Raw genomic sequence first — 21341 nt, forward strand, 5'->3', positions numbered from 1 at the left:
GGTCTAGAGCGTGTGGCCGTAGGCGTTGGCGGCCTTGATGGCGGCGGCGAATTTTTCGTCGGTGAAGGGCTCCGGGTTGCCTTGCTTCCACTCGTTGGTGGCGTGCGCGTGCTCGCACAGGGCAGGGATATCGGTCTCGGAAAGCCCGACCTGCTCAAGCGTTACGGGCAGCCCCATCTGCTTGTTGAAGTCAGCATAGCGCTTAAGGTTCTCGGTGTCGCCCGTGTAGGCGAACAACACCAGCACGCCCAGGCTTACGACTTCGCCGTGCAGGTAGGTGCCCTCACGCGGAATGCTGCAGGCGGCGTTGTAGAACGCGTGCGCCACGCTCGAGTTGTAGTAGTAATCGTTCTGGTTGGTCAGGTTCGAGACATAGCCCGTGTTGACCACGATGTCGAGCGCGATCTGCTTGACGGCCTCGCTCGACAGATTCTGACGAACGTCCTCAAGACCCTGAACACCGTAGGTAAACAGCGGCTCGGAACAGGTGTGGGCAAGAGCCAGGCCAAGGCCGGCGGTGTGCTCCAGGTCGCCGGCGCTCGTGGCGTACTCGACTTCGGGCTGCTTGGACAGGGCGTCGCCCACGCCGGCCCAGAAGTACTCCGCCGGAGCCTCGGCGATGATCTTGGGATTGATGAAGATGTGCGCCGGTCGGTTGGGGTACGAATAGCCCTCGAGCGATCCATCGTCGTTGTAGACGACGGCAATGGCGGTCGCGGCGGAACAGTTAGAGCAAATCGTCGGCACCGTAAAGACAATCTTCTTGAGCTCGATTGCCGCTGTCTTGACGGTGTCGAGTGCCTTGCCGCCGCCACAGGCGATAAGCACGTCTGCCTGCTGGCAAGCGGGGGAGTTCACGACCTTGGCGATATTGGCGCGCGTACTGTTGGTGCCGTAGACGCGCGTCTCCAGAATCTCGACGTCGGTACCTTCAAGCGCCGCCTCGATGCCCGGCAGCGCCGCAGCTAGGGCTCGCTTGCCACCAATGATGGCGACTTTCTTCGCGCCGTACTCCGCCAGTGCGGCGGGCAGCTCGGTAAAGCAATCCTCGCCGACGGTGTAGTCGCTCATTCCGATTGTGCGCATGGCAGCCTTCTTTCGTTAGTTAAAGTGCTTTCAGGTATTTTGCTCCTAGAGAAGGCTAACGACCACGAGAAATTTCTTACGTATGAAACCAGTGTTGAGGGTTTTTCGCCGGCGCGGAACGTGCTAGCATACTCCGCATAAGCGTTGATGGGGACGAGTAGTCGGCCGTCCGCATGCCACAGAGAGCGGGGAGCGCTGAGAACCCGTGCATGCGACCGATGAAAATCACCCCGGAGCTGCGGTCCCAACGGACGTGCCGCGCAGGCACGTCTTAGTAGATATCGCCGAGATGGTCGTCGATACAGGCCAGCCGAGTAACGGATGCGAGCGCGCGAATACGCGGGCGAGGGCATCTAAGCTGGGTGGTTAAACGAAGAGCTTTTACGGGCGTATAGCCCGTTTTGTGGCGCTTCGTCCCAGCTTGTAGGGACGGGCGCTTTTTTGGTGCCCAACGGGCGTGCGCGCCCACGACATGAAAGGGGTACCGTGGCAAACGAGTACAAGCAGACGATGAATCTGCCCAAGACCGGTTTTCCCATGCGTGCCGGTCTTTCCAAGTCCGAGCCCAAGCGACTCAAGGACTGGCAGGACAACAAGGTCTACGAGCAGGTTCTGAAGAAGAACGAGGGTCACAAGAAGTTCGTGCTGCACGACGGCCCTCCGTACGCCAACGGCCCGATTCACATCGGCCACGCCATGAACAAGATCTCCAAGGACATGATCAACCGTTACTGGATGATGCAGGGCTATGAGGTTCCCTATGTCCCCGGTTGGGACTGCCATGGCCAGCCGATCGAGCATAAGGTCGAGGAGAAGCTCGGCACCGAGAAGTTCAACCAGACCTCCACGGCTAAGATCCGCGAGCTTTGCAACAAGTTCGCCGTCGAGAACATCGAGCTGCAGAAGGCCGGCTTCCGTCGCCTGGGCGTGCTCGGCGACTGGGATAACCCCTACCTGACGCTCTATCACCAGCATGACGCTGCCGACATCGAGGTCTTCAAGGCCATGTTCGATAAGGGTATGATCTATCGCGGTCACAAGCCCGTCCATTGGTGCAAGCACTGCCACACCGCACTCGCTGAGGCCGAGATTGAGTACTCCGACGAGACGAGCCCGTCCATCTTCGTGCGCTTTGAGATGACCTCCAAGCCCGCAGGCCTCGAGAACTTCGACGGCCCGGTCGACTTTATCATCTGGACGACCACGCCGTGGACCATCCCCTCCGACCAGGCAGTTTCTCTCAAGCCCGGCGCCGCCTATGTCGCCGTTGAGCACGAGGGTCGTGCCGAGGTCATGCTCGAGGACCTGGCTCCCAAGTGCTGCGAGGAGTTTGGTTGGGAGTACACCCCGGTTATGGTCGACGGTAAGCCCTATGTGGTTCCCGCCGAGACCTTCCACCACATCCACTACAAGCAGCCGATCTTTGATGGTGTTGAGGGCGTGGCGCTGCTGGCCGATTACGTCGGTGTCGATGACGGTACCGGTATCGTCCACAACTCGCCCGGCCACGGCGTCGACGACTACTTTGCCTGCCTCAAGGAGGGCATTACCGACATCTGCATGCCGGTCGATGACGACGGCAAGTTCTACACCGGCGAGGAGTTTGGCACCGGTGGCCCCTTCAGCGGTATGGATACCGATGAGGCCAACCCGCACATCATCGAGTTCCTGCGCGAGCGCGGCACCCTGGTCCTCGAGAAGAAGATCACGCACAGCTATCCGCACTGCTGGCGCTGCAAGCACCCGGTGCTCTTCCGTGCTACCGACCAGTGGTTTGTCTCTATGGACAAGACCGGTTTGCGTGAGCAGGCTGGCAAGGAGGTTCGCGAGAACGTCAAGTGGTATCCGGCTCACGCCGCCAACCGCATTGGCGCCATGGTCGAGCAGCGTCCCGACTGGTGCATCAGCCGTCAGCGCAACTGGGGCGTGCCTATCCCCAGCTACACCTGCGCCGACTGCGGCGAGAAGGTCATGAACGACGCCACGCTCGACGCCGTCATCAAGCTCTTCCACGAGAAGGGCTCCGACGCCTGGTTCACCGACGCTCCCGAGAGCTACCTGGGTGAGGCCTGCGTCTGCCCCAAGTGTGGCGGCCATCACCTCAAGGCCGATAAGGACATCCTCGACGTGTGGTGGGATTCCGGCGTGTCCTGGAAGGCCGTCTGCGAGTATCGCCCCGAGCTTGAGTACCCGGCTGACGTGTATCTCGAGGGCTCCGACCAGCATCGCGGTTGGTTCCAGAGCTCGCTGCTCACTTCGGTGGGCGCCAACGGCCATGCTCCCTACAAGGCGGTCGTCTCGCAGGGCTTCACGCTCGACGGCCAGGGCCGCAAGATGTCCAAGTCGCTCGGCAACGTCATCGACCCCAATAAGGTCTGTGACGAGATGGGCGCCGACATCATCCGCCTGTGGGTTGCTTCCGTTGACACCAGCTCCGACGTGTCCATCGACCACGAGATTCTTGCCCGTACGTCCGATGCCTACCGTCGTTTCCGCAACACGCTGCGCTTCCTGCTTTCCGAGCTCGAGGGCCAGTTTGAGCCTGAGACCGACGGTGTCGCCTTTGCCGACCTGCTGCCGCTCGACAAGCTCATGGTTGCCCGTCTGACCCAGGTTCAGGCCGAGGTCGACGACGCTTACTCTTGCTACGAGTTCCCGCGCGCTTACCGTGCGCTTTATGACTTCGTGGTTACCGAGCTTTCCAACGTGTATCTCGACGCCCTGAAGGACCGCCTGTACTGCGACAAGCCCGGCTCGCTCGAGCGCCGCAGCGCCCAGACCGTGCTTGCCGAGCTCTTCTCGATGCTCATGCGCGACCTGCAGCCGATCCTGTCCTACACGGTCGACGAGGCCATGGCCTATGCGCCCGGCGGCTGCGTCGATCACCAGAAGTACGCCGCGCTGCTCGATTGGTACAAGTCGCCCATCACAATCGACGAGGCCAATGAGTTCGAGGGCGTGCTCGAGGCTTCGCTCGAGCTTCGTAGCGCCGTGACCAAGGCCCTCGAGGATGCCCGCTCCGCCGGCACCTTCACCAAGAGCCAGCAGGTCCGCGTTAAGGCGGTCGTTCCTGCCGAGATGTACGCGCTGCTGACCGGCGACAAGGCCGTCGACCTGGCCGAGTTCTACATCGTCTCCGATGTTGAGCTGAACCAGGGCGAGGAGCTTTCCGTCGCTATCGAGGCTGCCGAGGGCGAGTGCTGCGATCGTTGCTGGAACTACCGCACCACCGTCGGCGAGTACAACGGCCACGCGCATATCTGCAAGCGCTGCGCTGACGCGCTGTAAGTTACGGCGTTCGTAGAACGCCGTAACCTACCGACGCTGCAAACGCCCCTAAGCGGCAATCTGACGTTCAATCGTCGGTCGCGTACCAAAGTACGCTTCCCTCCTCTTTCACGTCACCTTGCTCGCTTAGGGACGTTTTCGCTGTTGGTGACGATAACGCGGCATTTCCATTGCTGGAGCTAGAGGCTTTCTTTCGACTTGCGTTTTTAGTCGAAAGCTATTAAGCGACATTCCGTTATTCGGAATGTCGCTTTCGTTTTTAGCTGGTTATTTCGCTTGCGTTGGTGGATATGTCGTGCGTTCTGCGTATGGCAATATAAGATAGTTCTTTGTATTAAACGTAATTCGATGTTCTTGAGGGTAGGGGATTGATTTGGGTCGTGCTGGGGATATGACGCCGCCTTTGCGTTGGCGGTTGGGTGTTGCTGGTGGGGTGGCGCTCGTTGTGCTGCTTGTTGACCAGTTGACCAAGCTTGCGGTTCGTGCCGTGGGCGACGCTTTGCATGTGACTGTTATCCCCGGCGTGATCGACTTCCTGTTTGTCCGCAATATCGGCGCTGCCTTTAGCATGGGCGAGGGGCATGGCATCGCGTTTGCCGTGCTGGCGCTGGCGGTCATTGTCGCTATTGCCGCGTACCTCATTCGTGCACCCCAGCTCGCCCATCTTGAGGTTGTGGGCATGGCGATGGTTGCGGGCGGTGCTATCGGCAACGCTATCGATCGTTTGGCCTTTGGCTTCGTGACCGATTTTATTGCCACCACCTTCATCGACTTCCCCGTCTTCAATGTGGCCGATATCGGCATTACCTTGGGCGTCGTGCTCGCCCTCTTCGGATACATGTTCTTGAGCCCCGCGGCCCGCGAGGTTGATGCGACTGCCGAGCTCAATGCCCGTGATGAGGCCCGCGCTAAGCGCAAGGCCAAGCAGCGTGGGGAGCGTGCCCGCAAGATTCGCGAAAGGAATGAGCGTTAATGGCCGACATCCATATTCTTGTTGCCGACGATTCCGCTGGTCAGCGTCTTGACGCCTATTTGGGCGCCAACGATGGCTGTCCCACGCGCTCTGCCTGCGCGCATCTGATCGAGGGAGGCGCCGTTGCCGTCAACGGTGAGACTTGTCTCTCTAAAAAGTGCGCCGTACGCGCCGGCGATCGCATCTCGGTCGACTTGCCCGAGCCGCACGACCCGACCGACGTGATTCCCGAGGCCATTCCCCTCGATATCCGCTACGAGGACGACTACCTTATCGTGCTCTCCAAGCAGCGGGGCCTGGTGTGCCATCCCGCCCATGGCCACGAGAGCGGCACCCTTGCGAACGCTCTGGTCTACCACTGCGGCATCGACCATCTTGGTACCGTACAGGGTGAGGACCGCCCCGGGATCGTGCATCGCCTGGATCGCGATACCTCGGGTCTCATGCTTGCGGCAAAGGACGACGACACGCAGCGCGCGCTTCAAAATCTCATTCGCACGCGCACGCTCGATCGTCGCTATATCACGCTCGTTCACGGGCACATCGCCATGGACGAGGGCACCATCAATACCGGTATCGCCCGTTCTACGCGCGACCGCGTCAAGATGGCGGTTTCGGACGACCCCTTTGCCCGTCAGGCCATTACGACCTTTAAAGTCCTCGAGCGCTTCGATTCCACGCGTTTCGACGACGGCTATACGCTCGTCGAGTGCCACCTGTTTACGGGCCGCACACATCAGATTCGCGTGCATATGCGCCATATCAACCACGCCTGCGTGGGCGATCCGCTCTACGGTAAGTGCGATGCGCGTGCCGATCAGGGTCTGACCAGGCAATTCCTTCATTCCTGGCGCGTCGCATTCGACCATCCCGTGACGGGTGAGCGCATCGAATGCCGCGACGAGCTGCCTTGGGATCTTGCTGCGGTTCTTGACGACCTGGCCCCGCGCTCGCTTGGCCGCACCGCCGCCGGCGACGACATCGTCCCGCAGCTTGGCCTTCTCGAAGCCTAGCCGGTATTAGGTGGTTTCTTGAACTCGGTAAGCCTGCGGTATGATATACGGTTGTTTACGTAACGCGTTCTCGGGAGCCTGCATGCTCGCCTTTTTACAAACTAACACGCCCATCGTGATCTTTAACCAGATTGTGGTTACGCTGCTCACGGTCTGCTTTCTGTACCAGGTGGTCTTCTTTGTCATTGGCGCTCTTCGTGGCGAGGTCGCGCCTCCCAAGGCCAAAAAACTTCACCGCTATGCCTTCTTTATCGCGGCGCATAACGAGGAGGCCGTGATCGCCAACCTCGTTCGCTCCATCAAGGATCAGGATTATCCGTCCGAGCTTATCGAGGTCTTCGTGGTCGCCGATGCCTGCACCGACAACACGGCGCAGCTCGCGCGCGAGGCGGGCGCCATCGTTTATGAGCGCAACGACCTGGCCCGCAAGGGTAAGAGCTGGGTCATGGACTTTGGTTTTGATCGCATCCTTAACGAGTATCCCGACACGTTTGAGGGCTACTTTATCTTCGATGCCGATAACGTCATCTCCCGCGATTACGTGTCCAAGATGAACGATGCCTTTGACCAGGGATTCCACGTGGTCACGAGCTATCGTAACTCCAAGAACTTCGGCAGCTCGTGGATCTCGGCAGCTAATGCCACTTGGTACCTGCGTGAGGCGCGCTTTCTCAACAACGCGCGCAATATCTGCAAGACTTCTTGCGCTGTCTCGGGTTCGGGCTACCTCATCTCCGCCAGCGTTATCGAGGGCATGCACGGTTGGCAGTTCCACACGCTGACCGAGGACATTCAGTTCACCACGTTCTGCGCCATTCACGGCATTCGCATTGGCTATGCGCCGGCGGAGTTCTTTGACGAACAACCCGTGACGTTTAAGGCGTCCTGGAAACAGCGCATGCGTTGGACCAAGGGCTTCTACCAGGTGTTCTTTACTTACGGTAAGCACCTGGTCAAGTCGACCTTCCGCTACCATCGCTTTGCCGCCTACGACATGTTCATGACGATCGCCCCGGGTATGCTGCTGTCGCTCATCTTGATGCTCGCCAATGCGACGTTCCTGATCGTGGGTGGACTCTCGCACGGCTTTTTGGCTACCGAAGTCGAGATGCAGGCCTGTGCCGCTTCGCTCATTATGACCTTCGCCATGATGTATCTGACTTTCTTTATCCTGGCGCTGCTCACGACTATCTTTGAGTACAAGCACATTCACTGCCCGCAAAAGTGGCGTCTGGTGACTAACCTGTTTACCTTCCCGATCTTTATGTTCAGCTATATCCCCATCACGGTGGCCGCGCTGTTCCTGAAGGTCGACTGGGTCCCGACGCAGCACGCCGTCAGCGTTACCCTTGACGAGGTCATGCAAGGCGCCAAATAACCACCACCAAAACCACCGCAAAGGGGACAGGCACCTTTGTGGTGGTTTTTGCTTTTGAGCAGCTGCTCAAGGAGGTTTTCGATGATCTATATCCCGTTTTGGATTTGCATCTTTGCCGGCGCGTGGATTGATGCCCGTGAGCGGCGGTTTCCCAATGAGCTTGCCGGCGCATGTGCCGTGGCGGCGTTAGCAGGCGTTTGGCTCGACAGGGGCGTTAACACTGCACTTGATCATGCCGGTCTTGCGGTCATCGTCTACCTTGCCCTTATGCTTACTGAGTCGCTCTGGCGGCGCCTTCGTCAAGCCCCGGGGATTGGCATGGGGGACGCCAAAGCACTCTTCGCGCTTTGCACGCTCGACCCTATGGGTGGCATCGTGGCATTTGCCGTCGCACTCCTGGCCCTGGCCCTCTCCTGCCTCTTCACAAAATCGCGCTCCCTGCCATTGCTCCCGTTTTTAGTGCCGATTTTTGCCATAATCGAGGTCGTGGGCTGCACTCTGTAACCGATTGCGCATCGTTCTTAAGGAGCATGCCATGGCAACTAATCAAGAAACGGCCGCCATCAAGGCGCGTATGGACCGTATTCCTTCGGCGTTGTCGCCCGAGCTCGTCGAGCGCATTGCCGCCAATCGTGCTTCGGGCACTGTCAATCCGTATCGTTGCAACGACGACCAGGTCATTCGTCGTGTCGATCGCGATGCGGACAAAGGCACGCTTATGCGTCCGGCGTTTATGCGCGATACCGAAAAAATCCTCCATCTACCGGCGTACACCCGTTATGCAGGCAAAACGCAGGTTTTTAGCTTTCGAAGCAACGACGACTTGTCGCGTCGTGGTCTACACGTGCAGCTCGTCTCGCGCATTGCGCGCGATATCGGTCGCGCCCTCGGGCTCAACTGCGATCTGATTGAAGCGATCGGTCTGGGTCACGACTTGGGGCACACGCCTTTCGGCCATGCCGGCGAGCGATTCCTCAACGATATCTATCACGAGCGCACGGGTCGTTATTTTTTCCATAACGTGCAGTCGGTCCGCGTGCTCGATGCGCTGTACGGTCGCAACGTGTCGCTTCAGACGCTCGATGGCGTGCTCTGCCACAACGGCGAGTACGAGCAGCGTGTGTTCGAGCTCTCGGACATGGGTTCCTTTGACCAGTTCGATCGAACCGTCGAGGATTGCATTGCCACAGGCTATAGCGCAATTGAGCACTTGCGCCCCATGACGCTTGAGGGCTGTGTCGTTCGCATCTCGGATATTCTTGCCTATGCGGGGCGTGATCGCCAAGACGCCATTGCGGCGGGCCTGCTGTCACCCGACGCTTTTGACGATGGGCTTGGCGGAGCATACAACAGCTGGATTCTCACGCATGCCTCTATCGATATCGTCGAGCACAGCTATGGCAAGCCGCGCATCGAGATGAGCGAGGACCTGTTCGAGGAAATCCGCCGCGCTAAGCGCGAGAACTACGAGAAGATCTATAGCAAGGGCGGCATCGAGGGCGACTCCGAAACGGAGCTGCGCGAGGCGTTCGAAAAGCTCTATGACCGTTGCCTGCAGGATATAAACGAAGGCGACGAGTCTTCGTATATCTTTAAGCATCACATTTCGCGCATTGAGCGGCAGCTTTCCTACTACAATCGCACCTATGCATGGCAGGATGATAAAGATCAGACCGTAGTGGATTACATTTCGAGCATGACGGACGGCTATTTCTGTGAGCTGACGAGCAAGCTGTTCCCGGGGCTGAAGTTTCCGCATCGTACCTATATTAACGAACGGTAGTTCGTATATTTTCGGTATACTGTTGAGGAACAACGATTTTGATGGATGCACGGGATGGCTATGGACGACCTTTTTTCTGCCTCGACGCGCGAGCGTTCCTTTAAAAATGCGCCGCTTGCGGTGCGCATGCGCCCCAATTCGCTCGACGAGTATGTGGGCCAGCAAAAGGCCGTCGGTAAGGGCTCATGGTTGCGTGCCGCGATCGAGCACGACGTGCTTTCGAGCGTGATTCTGTACGGGCCGGCCGGTACGGGTAAGACGACGCTGGCCCACATTATCGCCAACCATACCAAGAGCGAGTTTGTCGAGGTCAGCGCCGTCACGGGTACTGTGAAGGACCTGCGTCGCGTGATTGACGAGGCCAAGACGCGCCTGAATACCTACGACCGCCGCACCATTCTATTCATCGATGAGATTCACCGCTTCTCTAAGTCGCAGCAGGATGCCCTGCTGCATGCAGTTGAGAACCGTACCGTCATTATGATTGGCGCTACGACAGAGAACCCGTACTTTGAGGTCAACTCGGCACTGTTGTCGCGCGGGCGCGTGGTGGAGCTTGAACATCTGAAGGATGAGGCTATCGCCACGCTTATTGAGCGTGCGCTCGAGGCACCACAGGGCTTGAACGGAAAGTTCTCGGCCGATGAGGATACGGTCAAGACCATTTGCACGCTGGCAGCGGGTGACGCTCGCTCGGCGCTCACGACGCTCGAGCTTGCGAGCGAGATTGCCGTCACGCGTCCCGATACCGAGGGAACGCCAGCGCCTGCGGCGGGGGAGCGCTATCCCATCACCGTGGATGACGTGAAGATTGCCAACCCGCGTCGCGGCTTTACGTATGACAAAAACGGCGACATGCACTACGACATCATCAGTGCGTTCATCAAGTCCATGCGCGGTAGTGACCCCGATGCCACGATCTATTGGCTCGCGCGCATGATCGATGCTGGGGAGGATCCTAAGTTTATCGCTCGCCGCATTATGATTCACGCTTCTGAGGATGTTGGCAACGCCGACCCGCAGGCGCTTTTGGTGGCGCATGCCGCGTTTAAGTCTGCCGAGGTCATTGGCTATCCCGAGTGCCGCATTAACCTGGCTCAGGCTGCACTCTATGTGTGCTTGGCGCCAAAATCCAACGCGTGTGAGGCTTCGATCGATGCGGCGCTGGCCGATATCCATTCTAGTGGGCTTCGCGAGGTGCCGAGTTATCTGCGCGATCGCCATCGCCCGGGCAGCGATGAATACGGTGTGTATAAGTATCCACATGATTATCCCGAAGGCTGGGTCGATCAGCGCTATTTGCCCGAGGGACTGGAGCGCGGCGTGTTCTGGCAGCCTGCCGGCCGCGGTTGGGAAGAATGGCGCGTAGAGCAAAGCGAACGCGACCGCAGCGGGAATGCACCGAAGTAGCTGCTGATAATTTTGTCCCACGTTGCTGCTCTTGGCATGTTCGGTCCCCTTTGGGGTACCATGAAAAGCGTCTGTATTTCGATTCTTCCGGGAGGCTTGTATGAGTCCCATTCAAATCGCCCTGCTGCTGCTCGCCGTTGCCGGCGTGTGGGCCATCGCTGAGCTCGCGCTTACCCTGCGCAAGACCCGCAATGTTGTCGACTCGCTCGATAAGACCGTGAACGACCTCAACAACACCATCGCCGAGGCTCAGCCTGTGGTGACAAAGCTCGATGGCGCTGTCGATGAGCTTACGCCGACGCTTGCCCAGATGGAGCCGCTGCTTAAGTCGAGCAAGACGGCAGTTGATGCCCTTACCTCCAATCTCGTAGAGGTCGAAGCCGTGGTTCGCGACATTTCCGAGGTTACGGGCAGCATGGCCGAGGCCAGCAATGCTGTGTCGAGCGTGACCGACTCTGCCGCCGGTGCTGTGCAGAAGCTCTTCAATAAGGTGAAGGCTCCTGCAGCCGACGCCGATCGCAAGCTCGCCGCTGCCGCTGCGGAGGCCGAGCAGCCTACCGAGCGCGTCCTAATTGGCGAGGACGAGGCCGCCGCGGGCGACGATGATGGTCAGAAGTCTGTATCCAAGCCGGCTCAGTATTACACCTATACGCCCGCCGAGACCTCTGAGGAGTCCTGCGATGAGTAGCGAAGCAAACTGCCCTATCACGCTGACCGTTGCCGGTGACCCGCGTCTCGCTCGCCTTGTGCGCATGACGGCAGCCAACGTTGGTGCCCTGTGCTCTATGTCTGTCGATCGCATCGAGGACATCCGCATGGCTGCTGAGGAGGCTTTCATCTTTGGTTGCACCGCGGTCGACTGCGATGACATCACCATCAAATTCGATGTCGATGAGACCCACGTTGGCATGACTATTACCTTTGGGGACCAGGCTACGGTCGATGAAGACGACCAGGCTGCGGTGTATGCCGAGCTCATCTTCGCGAGCGTGTGCGACTCCTACGAAAAGACTACGGCGCCCCTGACGCTTTCCCTCGACCTCAAGGCGGATATCTAATATGACCGAACGTTCCCGGAGCGGTAAGACCGCTTGGGACAAGGAGAAAACCCGCGAGCTGTTTCGTCGCTATAAAGAGACCGGTGACCCGGACGCACGCGAGCAGCTCGTCATGTCCCACATGAACCTGGTAAGGTTTCTTGCCAACAAGTTTAAGAACCGCGGCGAGCCGCTCGATGACCTGATGCAGGTTGGTTATTTGGGCCTGCTCAAGGCTATCGACCGCTTTGACCCTGAGCGCGGACTCGAGTTCACCACGTTTGCCACGCCTACCATCTTGGGCGAGATTAAGCGTCACTTCCGCGACAAGGGCTGGAGCGTGCGCGTGCCCCGTCGCTTGCAGGAGCTCTCGGCCAAGGTCAACCAGGCTACCGATAAGCTCACCAACGAGCTACAGCGCTCGCCTAAGGTTGAGGAAATCGCTGAGTACTTGGACGTGACGGTCGATGAGGTGCTGGAGGCTATGGAATCGTCTTCGGCCTATACCTCGGTGCCCATCGAGGCTCCTGGTGCGTCCGATTCCGACGATGCCCCCTCGATTCTCGACCGTTACGCCGACGACGACAACGAGCTCGACTTTACCGATGACCGTCTAGTGATCGAGGAAGCCATCCGTGATTTCTCGCCGCGCGAGCGCGAGGTGATCGAGCTGCGCTTTGTGAAGGGCATGACCCAGATTGAGATCGCCAAGAAGCTTGGTATTTCTCAGGTGCAGGTTTCGCGTCTGCTGCGCCGCACGCTTAAGAAGATTCAGGACAAGATCGACCCCGACGGAGTGATGATTCGTTCATGAGTGAGCACCCCCAACAAACCGATCGCGTGCTGCGCGACACCCGCATTCTGACGCTGCGCATTTGGGCTGTTGTCGGCTGCATTGTTATTGCTGCTGTCATCTTTAACCTTATGGGCATCCTGGCACCGGTTATCGAGTTTCTCGCTGTTGGTTCCATCATTGCCTTTGTGATGTCCCCGATCACCAACTGGCTCGAGCACCATGGCGTGAATCGCGGCATCGGTTCGCTTATCGCGCTTATTGTTGTTGCCGTGCTCGTCGGTGTCGTTTGCATCTTGTCGCCGATTCTCTTTGGCCAGATCATGGAAGTCCTGAGCCGCCTGCCCGAGCAGCTTCGTGTTGCTGGTGGCGATCTCAACGAGATGATCTCGCATGCCAAGACGCTCAACAACACGCCGCTCAAGGAGTATTTGGACGATAATCTTTCGTCGCTTGTTACCGTGGCATCGAAGTACGTGTCTCAGATCGCTGCCGAGCTTGGCCGCGGTGTGTTCCCGCTCATCACCAATACGGCCTCGCAGTTGTTCGTGATCTTCCTTGGTCTGGTGCTTGCGTACTGGATGGCCTGCGACTACCCTCGCATGCACCACGAGATTTGCACCATCATCGGTCAGGAGAAGGAGACCTCGTACCGCTTTATGGTCGCCATCCTTTCTCGCTCTGTCGGCGGCTACATGCGCGGTATGGTCGTGACGTCCATCTGCGGTGGTTTCCTCGCCTTTATCGGTTTTATGATCATCGGCCATCCGTATGCGGCGCTCATGGCTATCTTTACCGGCATCATGCATTTGGTTCCGGTCGTTGGTCCTTGGGTGAGCGCAGCAATCGCCACGGTGCTCGGTTTCATGTTCAGCCCCATGTTGGCGTTATGGACGCTCATCGTGACGATGGTCGCGCAAAACGTCACAGACAACGTGATTTCTCCTAAGGTCATGCAGAGCTCAGTGCAGGTGCATCCCATCATGAGCCTCACGGCGCTCGTTATTGGCTCGGCACTCATGGGTCCCATCGGCATGATTATTGCCATCCCGCTGTGTGCGGCCCTCAAGGGTATCTTCGTGTACTACTTCGAGAATGAGACCGGCCGACAGCTTGTGGCCTATGACGGCGCCGTTTTTAAGGGCACACCGTACCGCGATGCCGATGACAACCCGGTCGCCGCCTACGACGCGCTCGGCGACGACACCTTCATTTATGAGTCCGAGCTCATCGGTAACGAGACTGCGCCCGAGGCCCAGGCCATGCCCAAGCCCGAGCTCGATAATCCCTGGATCAAGCTCTCGGGTCTGCAGCCCGATGCGACGGGCTTCTTCAAGAACCCCTTCGCCAAGGATGATGATTCCAATACGGACGACGACACCAAAACCGGCATCGACGGTTCCATGGACGATTCGGATTCTAAATAGGTCCTATTAACGTTTCTTGAAGTTGTAAATGACAAGAAACGCGAGCAAAGCGATTGATAAGGGGCCGGCTACATAGAAAAAGAGAACGTCAATTGCGCGTAGAGTGTAGTAAGCCTTATCGCCGGACATTACTGCATACAATAAGTAGCCAAATGCTGGTTGGTTTGCGTACCAGCATGAGAAGGCCAAGAGCGCTAAAAGTGCTACAACCAGAAGTGCATTCAGGACAAATCGTTTACTTTTCATCGATCGCTCCTTCCGGGTGACTCTTATATGTAATTCTACAGCAGCCTTTTTTCAAAGGCTTGCTCGGTCCCAAATAACGTGCACTTTCGCTGGAGGGTCGCTGTTTGGCGGCCCTCTTTTTTGCATGGGCGCGGTGGGATGGTAATATCGTTACGTTTGAACTGTTTCGATGTGAAACCGAGGAGATTCCCTCTATGAGTGCTGACTACCCGTCAATGACTACGGCTGAGATTCGCTCCAAGTTCCTCAACTTCTTTGAGGAGCGCGGTCTTAAGCTCTATCCTTCTTCGTCCCTCGTCCCCGACGATCCTTCGCTGCTGCTTGCCAACGCCGGCATGAACCAGTTTAAGGAGTATTACCAGGGCAAGAAGACCATGAAGGAGATCGGCGCGATCTCCTGCCAGAAGTGCGTCCGCACCAACGACATCGACTGCATCGGCGAGGACGGCCGTCACCTGTCCTTCTTTGAGATGCTCGGCGACTTCTCCTTTGGCGGCGTCTCCAAGCAGCAGGCCTGCGCCTGGGCCTTTGAGCTCATCACCAAGGAGTTCAAGCTGCCGCTCGACCGCCTGTACTTCACCGTCTTTACCGAGGACGACGAGACCCACGACGTGTGGCGTTCCCTGGGCGTTGCCGAGGACCACATCTCGCGTCTGGGGGAGGACGACAACTTCTGGGCCGCCGGCCCCACCGGCCCCTGCGGTCCGTGCTCCGAGATCTACTTTGACATGGGCGAGGAGGTCGGCTGCGGCAGCCCCGACTGTAAGCCCGGCTGCGACTGCGACCGCTTCCTGGAGTTCTGGAACCTCGTCTTTACCCAGTACGACCGCCAGGAGGACGGCTCCATGCCGGAGCTGCCGCACCGCAACCTCGATACGGGCATGGGCCTGGAGCGCATGGCCGCTATCATGCAGCACAAGACCGCCAACTACGACGGCGATCTGATGCAGCACCTCATCAAGCTGGGCGAGGAGATCAGCGGCAAGACCTATGACGCCGACGATTACTCCGGTGCCAGCCGCTCGCTGCGTATCATCGCCGATCACTCCCGTGCCGTCGACTTTATGATTTCCGACGGCATCCTCCCCGGTAACGAGGGCCGCGAGTACGTCCTTCGCCGCCTGCTCCGCCGCGCCGTGTTCCACGGTCGCCTGCTGGGCATCGAGGGCGCCTTCCTGACCAAGTTTATCGACGAGGTCAACGCTCAGATGGGCGAGGCCTATCCTGAGCTGCTCAAGAACGTCGCGCTCGTCAAGGGTATCGTCGCCTCCGAGGAGGAGCGCTTCTCCACGACGCTCGACAACGGTCGCGTCTACCTGGATGAGGCCCTGGCAGCGCTTGCCGACGGCTCCGTCCTTCCGGGCGACGTTGCCTTTAAGCTGCACGACACCTTTGGTTTCCCCATTGACCTGACTGTCGAGATCGCCGGCGCTGCTGGCCACGACGTCGACATGGACGGCTTCACCGCCTGCATGGAGGACCAGAAGGCCCGCGCTCGTGCCAACGCCAAGGGCGATGCCTGGGGCAGCTTCAACGACGTGTGGGTCGAGCTTTCCGACAAGGTCGCCGCGACCGAGTTCGACGGCTATGACAACGATGCGATCGAGGGTGCCAAGGTTGTCGCCATCGTTCGCAACGGCGAGTCCGTCGAGTCCGCTGCCGCCGGCGAGGACGTCGAGGTCGTGCTCGACCGCACCCCGTTCTACGCCGAGATGGGCGGCCAGCAGGGTGACGCCGGCGAGCTTTCCGCCGAGGGCGTTGTTCTGACCGTTGCCGATACCAAGAACCACAACGGCCTGTATGCCCATGTCGCACACGTTGCCGAGGGCACGCTGACCGTCGGTGCTACCGTGACCGCCGCGCTCGACGCCGAGCGCCGTGGTTTCCTGCGCCGCAACCACACCGCCACCCACCTGCTCGACGCTGCCCTTAAGCAGGTCCTGGGCGAGCATGTCTCCCAGGCCGGCTCGCTGGTGACGCCCGAGCACCTGCGCTTTGACTTTACGCACTTCGAGGCCCTGTCCTCCGAGCAGCTCAAGGCTGTTGAGGACCTGGTCAACCAGCAGATCTTCGCTTCCAAGCCGGTCGTGACCCGTGTCATGGGCATCGACGAGGCTAAGGCTGCCGGCGCTGTTGCCCTGTTTGGCGAGAAGTATGGCGACGTCGTCCGCGTCGTCTCCGTGGGCGCTGAGGACCAGCCGTTCTCCCGCGAACTCTGCGGTGGCACACACGCTGCCAACACCGCCGAGATCGGCCTGTTCAAGATCATTTCCGAGTCCTCCACGGGCTCCAATGTCCGCCGTATCGAGGCCGTGACCTCTAAGGGTGCCCTCGACTATATGGCCGACCGCCTGGCACTCGTTGACGCCGCCGCCGCTGCGCTCAAGTGCCGCGTAGACGAGGTTCCCGCCCGCGTGGAGAACCTGCAGGCCGAGCTGCGCGAGACGTCCAATAAGCTCAAGAAGGCTCTGACCGGTGGCTCCTCCGACGCCATCTCCAGCGCCATCGAGGACGCCGTCGAGCTTGACGGCTATAAGCTCGTTGTCGCTGAGCTCCAGGGCCTTGAGGCTGCCGACCTGCGCAACGTATGGGATACCGTGCATCAGAAGGTCGCCGGCCCTGTCGCTTGTGTCGTCGCCAGTGTGACTGAGAAGGGCACTCCGGCCCTGCTCGCTGCCGGCTCCGATGACGCCGTCAAGGCCGGTTTCCACGCCGGTAACGTGATCAAGCAGATCGCGGGTCTGGTCGACGGTCGCGGTGGCGGTCGTCCCAACATGGCCCAGGCCGGTGGCAAGAATGCTGCCGGCATCGCCGATGCCCTCGCGGCCGCTAAGACCGCGCTCGGCGCCTAAGAATCTAAGAAGTCGCTGTGGTTGCGCTCGCGCTGGACATAGGGGAGACCAGGATTGGCATCGCCGTCTCGAGCCGTGATGGCAAGATGGCGATGCCTGTCAAGGTGCTTCCGGCTGCCGAGGTCACCGGTGTGGCCAAGACGTTCCGCTACCTGGTTGAGGACTATGAGCCCGACATCCTGGTAAGCGGACGTCCCCTGACCATGGCCGGTGAGCCCGGCCCTCAGGCCGAGCGCGTTGCCGCTGTGGCGCAAAAGATTGCCGACGAGCTCGATCTTCCGTTGGAGTTTGAGGACGAGCGTCTGTCCTCGCAAGAGGCCAAGCGTATCCTGCGCGAGCAGGGACTCAACGAAAAGCAGATGAGGGGCAAGATCGACATGATTGCCGCCAGCCTGTTTTTGCAGACGTGGCTCGATCGTAAAAACGAGGAGGTTTCGCATGCCTAGTGCTTCCGATCCGCGCCAGCCGAATCGTACACAGCAGCCGGCGTCGCGCCCTGCCCAGCCTGGCCAGCGTCCGGCACAGCCGACGCAGCACGCAGCTCAGCCTGCCGCGCGCCCGGCGCAGTCCTTCTCTCGTTCGGCCCAACCTGTTCAACGGACGGGTCAGCAGCCTTCTGCTCGTTCGGTTCAGCATTCGGCTTCTCACGCGGCTCAGCAGCCCACTGCTCGTACGGCCCAGCCTGCAGGCGGCACCCGCTTTAAGCAGCAGGCACCTACCCAGCGAACGCAGGCCCCCCAATCGCATTCGCATCACGCTCGTGGTTCGCATGGCGTTGCTCCGGCGACCCGCTCGAGCTACAACACGCATGCTCGTCGCGGTGCTCAAAAGAAAAGCTCCCCGGTGCCTATGATTATCGGTGGCGTCGTCGCCGTGCTTGCGCTTGTCGCGATCGTTTTCTTTGTCGTGCCAGCCGTCAAGGGCTTCTTTGGCGGTGAGGATGCGAAAGTCGCTGCTGGCCAGCAAGTTACTATCACGATTCCCGACGGTGCCTCGGGCGATACTATCGCCTCGATTCTCTCTGAGAACCATATCGTCGAAAATCCCAAGGATTACTATGCGGCGGTGAAAAAGCTCAACGCCGATATGTCGCTCAAGCCTGGTGATTATTCGTTCACCACACTCATGGATGCGACCAAGGTTGTTCAGCAGCTCATGGAAGGCCCCAACGCGGGCTCCAATGCGCTGACTATCCCTGAGGGCCTAACGGTCGATCAAGTCGCCGACCGTGTGGCCCAGGCCTACGACAGCATCTCTAAGGAAGACTTCCTCAACCAGGCCAAGGCCTCCAACTACGTTGACGACTATAGCTTCCTTAAGGGCGCCGCCAACGATTCGCTCGAGGGTTTCTTGTTCCCCAAGACCTATTCGCTGGGCGATTCGCCGACGGCCGATGACGTGATTCGCGCCATGCTCGATCAGTTTAAGACCGAGTACAAGTCGCTTGACTTTGCGAGCTGCGAAGCCAAGATCAAGGAACGCTACGGCGTGGAGATGTCCGACTACGACATCGTCAACTTGGCCTCTATCGTTGAGCGCGAGGGCCTCAACGCCGATCAACGTGCGCACGTGGCCTCGGTCTTCTACAACCGCCTTGCCGGCAAACTCGACGGTCTGCGCTATCTCAACAGCGATGCGACCATGATGTATGTCACCGGTGGCGAGGTTACCGCCGACGACCTGCAGAGCGATAGTCCGTATAACACCTATAAGCACGAGGGCCTACCGCCCACGCCCATCTGCTCTCCGTCGCTCGAGGCACTCAAGGCCACGCTTGAGCCGACCGACTCCGATGACCTGTATTTCTACATTACGCAGGACGAGGAGTACTTCTCGCAAACCTACGAAGAGCATCAACAGTCTTGGAATTAGCATGAGGATTTTTAGCCCCAAACGATACGTTGCCTCGGTCGATCGCATCGACCTTAATACCCTCTGGGCCGACGGCAAACGCGCCATTCTGCTCGATCGCGATAACACCCTGGTGCCGCGCGACACCGAGCAGGTCCCCGCCGCGATTTCCGCTTGGCTCGACGCCGCCCGCGCCAAAGGCTTTAAGCTGTGCATGGTGTCCAATAACTGGCATCGCGACCAGGTCATGGCATCGGCACGCGAGCTGGGACTCGAGGCCATCAGCCACGCCATGAAGCCGGCGCCGTTTGCCCTCAAGGCGGGTCTTAAGCGCCTCGGCGCCACGGCCGACGAGGCGGTGCTGATCGGTGATCAGCTCTACACGGACGTGTGGAGCGGCAACTTCGCCGGCGTCGATACCATCCTGGTAAAGCCGCAGGCCACGCAGGACCTGTGGTATACGCAGATCTTCCGTATCTTTGAGCGCCGGGCCCTGCGCGACCTTCCCTGCGAGGAATAGGTCTCGTCATGTCCCAGCACACCAAACACGGCTGCGACCATATCTTCTTTATCGGCTTTTTGGGCGCGGGCAAATCGACGCTCGCGCGCAACGTCGGCACTATGTTCAAGCGGCGTTTTATCGATACCGACCGACTGGTCGTGCGCCGTTGCGGTAAGTCGGTAACCGAGATTTTTGAGACCGAGGGCGAGGATCGTTTTCGCGAGCTCGAGACCTCGGCGCTCCGTTCGCTCCAAAGTGAGCGCAGCCTGTTGGTTTCGTGCGGGGGCGGCATTGTCGAGACGCCGGTGAATATTGAGCTGATGCACGAAATGGGTACGTGCGTGTACCTCGAGGGCGACTTTGAGGATTCGATTCGCCAGATTCGTCGGTCCGACACGCGCCCCGATTTCCGCTCGCCCGAGCATGCCGCGCGCTTGTTTGAGCATCGCCGTCCGCTGTATCGCCAGGCCGCCGACCTTACCCTTGATATTCGCAACAAGTCCTTCGAGGACGTTTCCTACCTTTGTGCCGAGATGCTTTTGGAGCGTGGGCTGCTATGATTCGCCGTCAACTGATCAATTTCCAAAACCGCAGCGTCGATGTCCGTGTCGGATTGGGTGCGTTCGATGAACTGTCGCGTATGTTTGCCTCGGCCGTGGGCAAGCCTAAGCGCGCGATGGTCGTTTGGAACACCGCCACATCCGAGCGTTTTGGTGAAGTCGTCGAGCATGCGCTGGTCGACGCCGGTTTTGCCGTGTCGCCGCTAGTCCTCGAGGTTTCGCCTGCTGGTGCCACGCTTGCTGATGCCGATGCTATCTTTGGCGCCCTGACTGCCAATGGCATTACCTGTGACGATCTGGTTGTCGCCGTTGGCGATGCCGCAACCTGCTCGGTTGTTAGCTGGTGTGCCAATCAGTGGTGCGGCCGCACCGAGTGCGCGTTGCTGCCGACGACCTTCGACGCCATGCTCACGGTCGCGACGACCATGAAGCCGCTCGTCGCTTCGTCGGCCAATGCGCTTCCCGCTATCGCGTTCCGTCCTGAGCCGGGCTTGGTCGTGTGTGACCTCGACCTTGTTCGCGAGGCGGACCCCGAGTACCTCAAGCTCGGCTATGTGGTACTTGTTGGTACCATGCTTTCGAGCAGCAAGTCCCGCTGGAATCAGTTTACTGAGACCGTTCCCGAGATTCTCGCGGGCGAGGAGGTCGCGCTCGTCAATGCAGTTCAATGGTCTCAGACTGCCCGTAAGGACGTACTGATGGCCACGAACCCGAGCGCCCGCCATGCGCTCGATTTTGGCAAGACGGGGGAGCGTACTCTGCGCGCTTGCTTGGGCGATGCTGCTTCGCAGGTTCCTGCCTATCAGCTGTTATCCGAGGGCATGCGCTTTGAGGCGCGCCTAGCACATGATGCCTGCGACTTCGATATCGATTACGTCTTTGAGGTCGATGACTGCCTGGAGGACTTTGGTATCGAGGAACTTGCCTTCGATCTGGAGCCTGCCGTATATATCGAGGAGTTCCGCAAGCAGCAGTTCGCTCGCTCGAACCGCAGCATGTTGCCGCTGCCCGCGGCACTCGGCGCCATTCGTCTAACGAGCGTTGAGGACGAGGTTCTTGAGCGCCATGCTCACGCCTACTTGGCTTCTCGCAAAGAACTTCTCTAAGATTTATTGACATCCATCGTCTTTCGTATCATGTTG

18 protein-coding genes are annotated in these 21341 nt (G+C 59.3%); 17 read left to right on the forward strand and 1 reads right to left on the reverse strand.

Going from position 1 to position 21341, the window contains the following annotated elements; all coding sequences use genetic code 11:
- Window positions 1–3 precede the first annotated feature (3 nt).
- Complete coding sequence (locus LCQ44_RS07790; protein WP_215693515.1) at window positions 4–1086, reverse strand: iron-containing alcohol dehydrogenase family protein; 1083 nt, start codon at window positions 1084–1086, stop codon at window positions 4–6.
- 510 nt (window positions 1087–1596) lie between these two features.
- Here LCQ44_RS07790 and ileS point away from each other — a divergent pair.
- The 17 genes from ileS (at window position 1597) to LCQ44_RS07875 (ending at window position 21305) form a co-directional block, all read left to right on the forward strand.
- Window positions 1597–4374, forward strand: a complete 2778-nt coding sequence (ileS, locus tag LCQ44_RS07795; RefSeq protein WP_422110609.1) for an isoleucine--tRNA ligase — start codon at window positions 1597–1599, stop codon at window positions 4372–4374.
- 373 nt (window positions 4375–4747) lie between these two features.
- Complete coding sequence (lspA, locus tag LCQ44_RS07800) at window positions 4748–5347, forward strand: signal peptidase II (RefSeq protein WP_225093518.1); 600 nt, start codon at window positions 4748–4750, stop codon at window positions 5345–5347.
- Window positions 5347–6360 carry an RluA family pseudouridine synthase gene (locus LCQ44_RS07805; protein WP_225093519.1) on the forward strand — a complete coding sequence of 338 codons (1014 nt, stop codon included), beginning with the start codon at window positions 5347–5349 and terminating at the stop codon, window positions 6358–6360. Before lspA ends, LCQ44_RS07805 begins: the two co-directional genes overlap by 1 nt.
- Window positions 6361–6442: 82 nt before the next feature.
- Entirely contained in the window at window positions 6443–7738 is a 1296-nt protein-coding gene (locus LCQ44_RS07810) for a glycosyltransferase family 2 protein (RefSeq protein ID WP_225093520.1), read from the forward strand.
- An 81-nt stretch (window positions 7739–7819) separates the two neighbouring features.
- Complete coding sequence (locus LCQ44_RS07815) at window positions 7820–8242, forward strand: prepilin peptidase (RefSeq protein ID WP_225093521.1); 423 nt, start codon at window positions 7820–7822, stop codon at window positions 8240–8242.
- 31 nt (window positions 8243–8273) lie between these two features.
- Window positions 8274–9521, forward strand: a complete 1248-nt coding sequence (locus LCQ44_RS07820) for a deoxyguanosinetriphosphate triphosphohydrolase family protein (RefSeq protein WP_195919164.1) — start codon at window positions 8274–8276, stop codon at window positions 9519–9521.
- A gap of 60 nt (window positions 9522–9581) precedes the next feature.
- On the forward strand, window positions 9582–10931 hold the full coding sequence (locus LCQ44_RS07825; protein WP_225093522.1) for a replication-associated recombination protein A: 1350 nt from the start codon (window positions 9582–9584) through the stop codon (window positions 10929–10931).
- Window positions 10932–11031: 100 nt separating this feature from the next.
- Entirely contained in the window at window positions 11032–11619 is a 588-nt protein-coding gene (locus tag LCQ44_RS07830; protein WP_225093523.1) for a hypothetical protein, read from the forward strand.
- On the forward strand, window positions 11612–11989 hold the full coding sequence (locus LCQ44_RS07835) for an ATP-binding protein (RefSeq protein ID WP_225093524.1): 378 nt from the start codon (window positions 11612–11614) through the stop codon (window positions 11987–11989). Before LCQ44_RS07830 ends, LCQ44_RS07835 begins: the two co-directional genes overlap by 8 nt.
- Window position 11990: 1 nt before the next feature.
- Complete coding sequence (locus tag LCQ44_RS07840; protein ID WP_022094589.1) at window positions 11991–12782, forward strand: RNA polymerase sigma factor SigF; 792 nt, start codon at window positions 11991–11993, stop codon at window positions 12780–12782.
- Window positions 12779–14188, forward strand: a complete 1410-nt coding sequence (locus tag LCQ44_RS07845) for an AI-2E family transporter (RefSeq protein WP_225093525.1) — start codon at window positions 12779–12781, stop codon at window positions 14186–14188. The genes LCQ44_RS07840 and LCQ44_RS07845 overlap by 4 nt, the downstream gene beginning before the upstream one ends.
- Window positions 14189–14628: 440 nt before the next feature.
- Window positions 14629–17286 (forward strand): alanine--tRNA ligase, encoded by a 2658-nt coding sequence (alaS, locus tag LCQ44_RS07850; protein WP_225093526.1) that lies wholly within the window; start codon window positions 14629–14631, stop codon window positions 17284–17286.
- Window positions 17287–17303: 17 nt separating this feature from the next.
- Window positions 17304–17732: a Holliday junction resolvase RuvX gene (gene ruvX / locus LCQ44_RS07855; protein ID WP_225093527.1), complete on the forward strand. Its 429-nt coding sequence runs from the start codon at window positions 17304–17306 to the stop codon at window positions 17730–17732.
- Window positions 17725–19158, forward strand: coding sequence for an endolytic transglycosylase MltG (gene mltG, locus LCQ44_RS07860; protein WP_225093528.1), 1434 nt, complete (start codon window positions 17725–17727; stop codon window positions 19156–19158). Before ruvX ends, mltG begins: the two co-directional genes overlap by 8 nt.
- A 1-nt stretch (window position 19159) precedes the next feature.
- On the forward strand, window positions 19160–19657 hold the full coding sequence (locus LCQ44_RS07865) for a YqeG family HAD IIIA-type phosphatase (RefSeq protein WP_195503166.1): 498 nt from the start codon (window positions 19160–19162) through the stop codon (window positions 19655–19657).
- 8 nt (window positions 19658–19665) lie between these two features.
- Window positions 19666–20199: a shikimate kinase gene (locus LCQ44_RS07870; RefSeq protein WP_006233986.1), complete on the forward strand. Its 534-nt coding sequence runs from the start codon at window positions 19666–19668 to the stop codon at window positions 20197–20199.
- Window positions 20196–21305, forward strand: a complete 1110-nt coding sequence (locus LCQ44_RS07875; protein ID WP_195503165.1) for a hypothetical protein — start codon at window positions 20196–20198, stop codon at window positions 21303–21305. The genes LCQ44_RS07870 and LCQ44_RS07875 overlap by 4 nt, the downstream gene beginning before the upstream one ends.
- The last annotated feature ends 36 nt before the right edge of the window (window positions 21306–21341 follow it).

Source organism: Collinsella aerofaciens, assembly GCF_020181355.1.
Classification (GTDB): domain Bacteria; phylum Actinomycetota; class Coriobacteriia; order Coriobacteriales; family Coriobacteriaceae; genus Collinsella.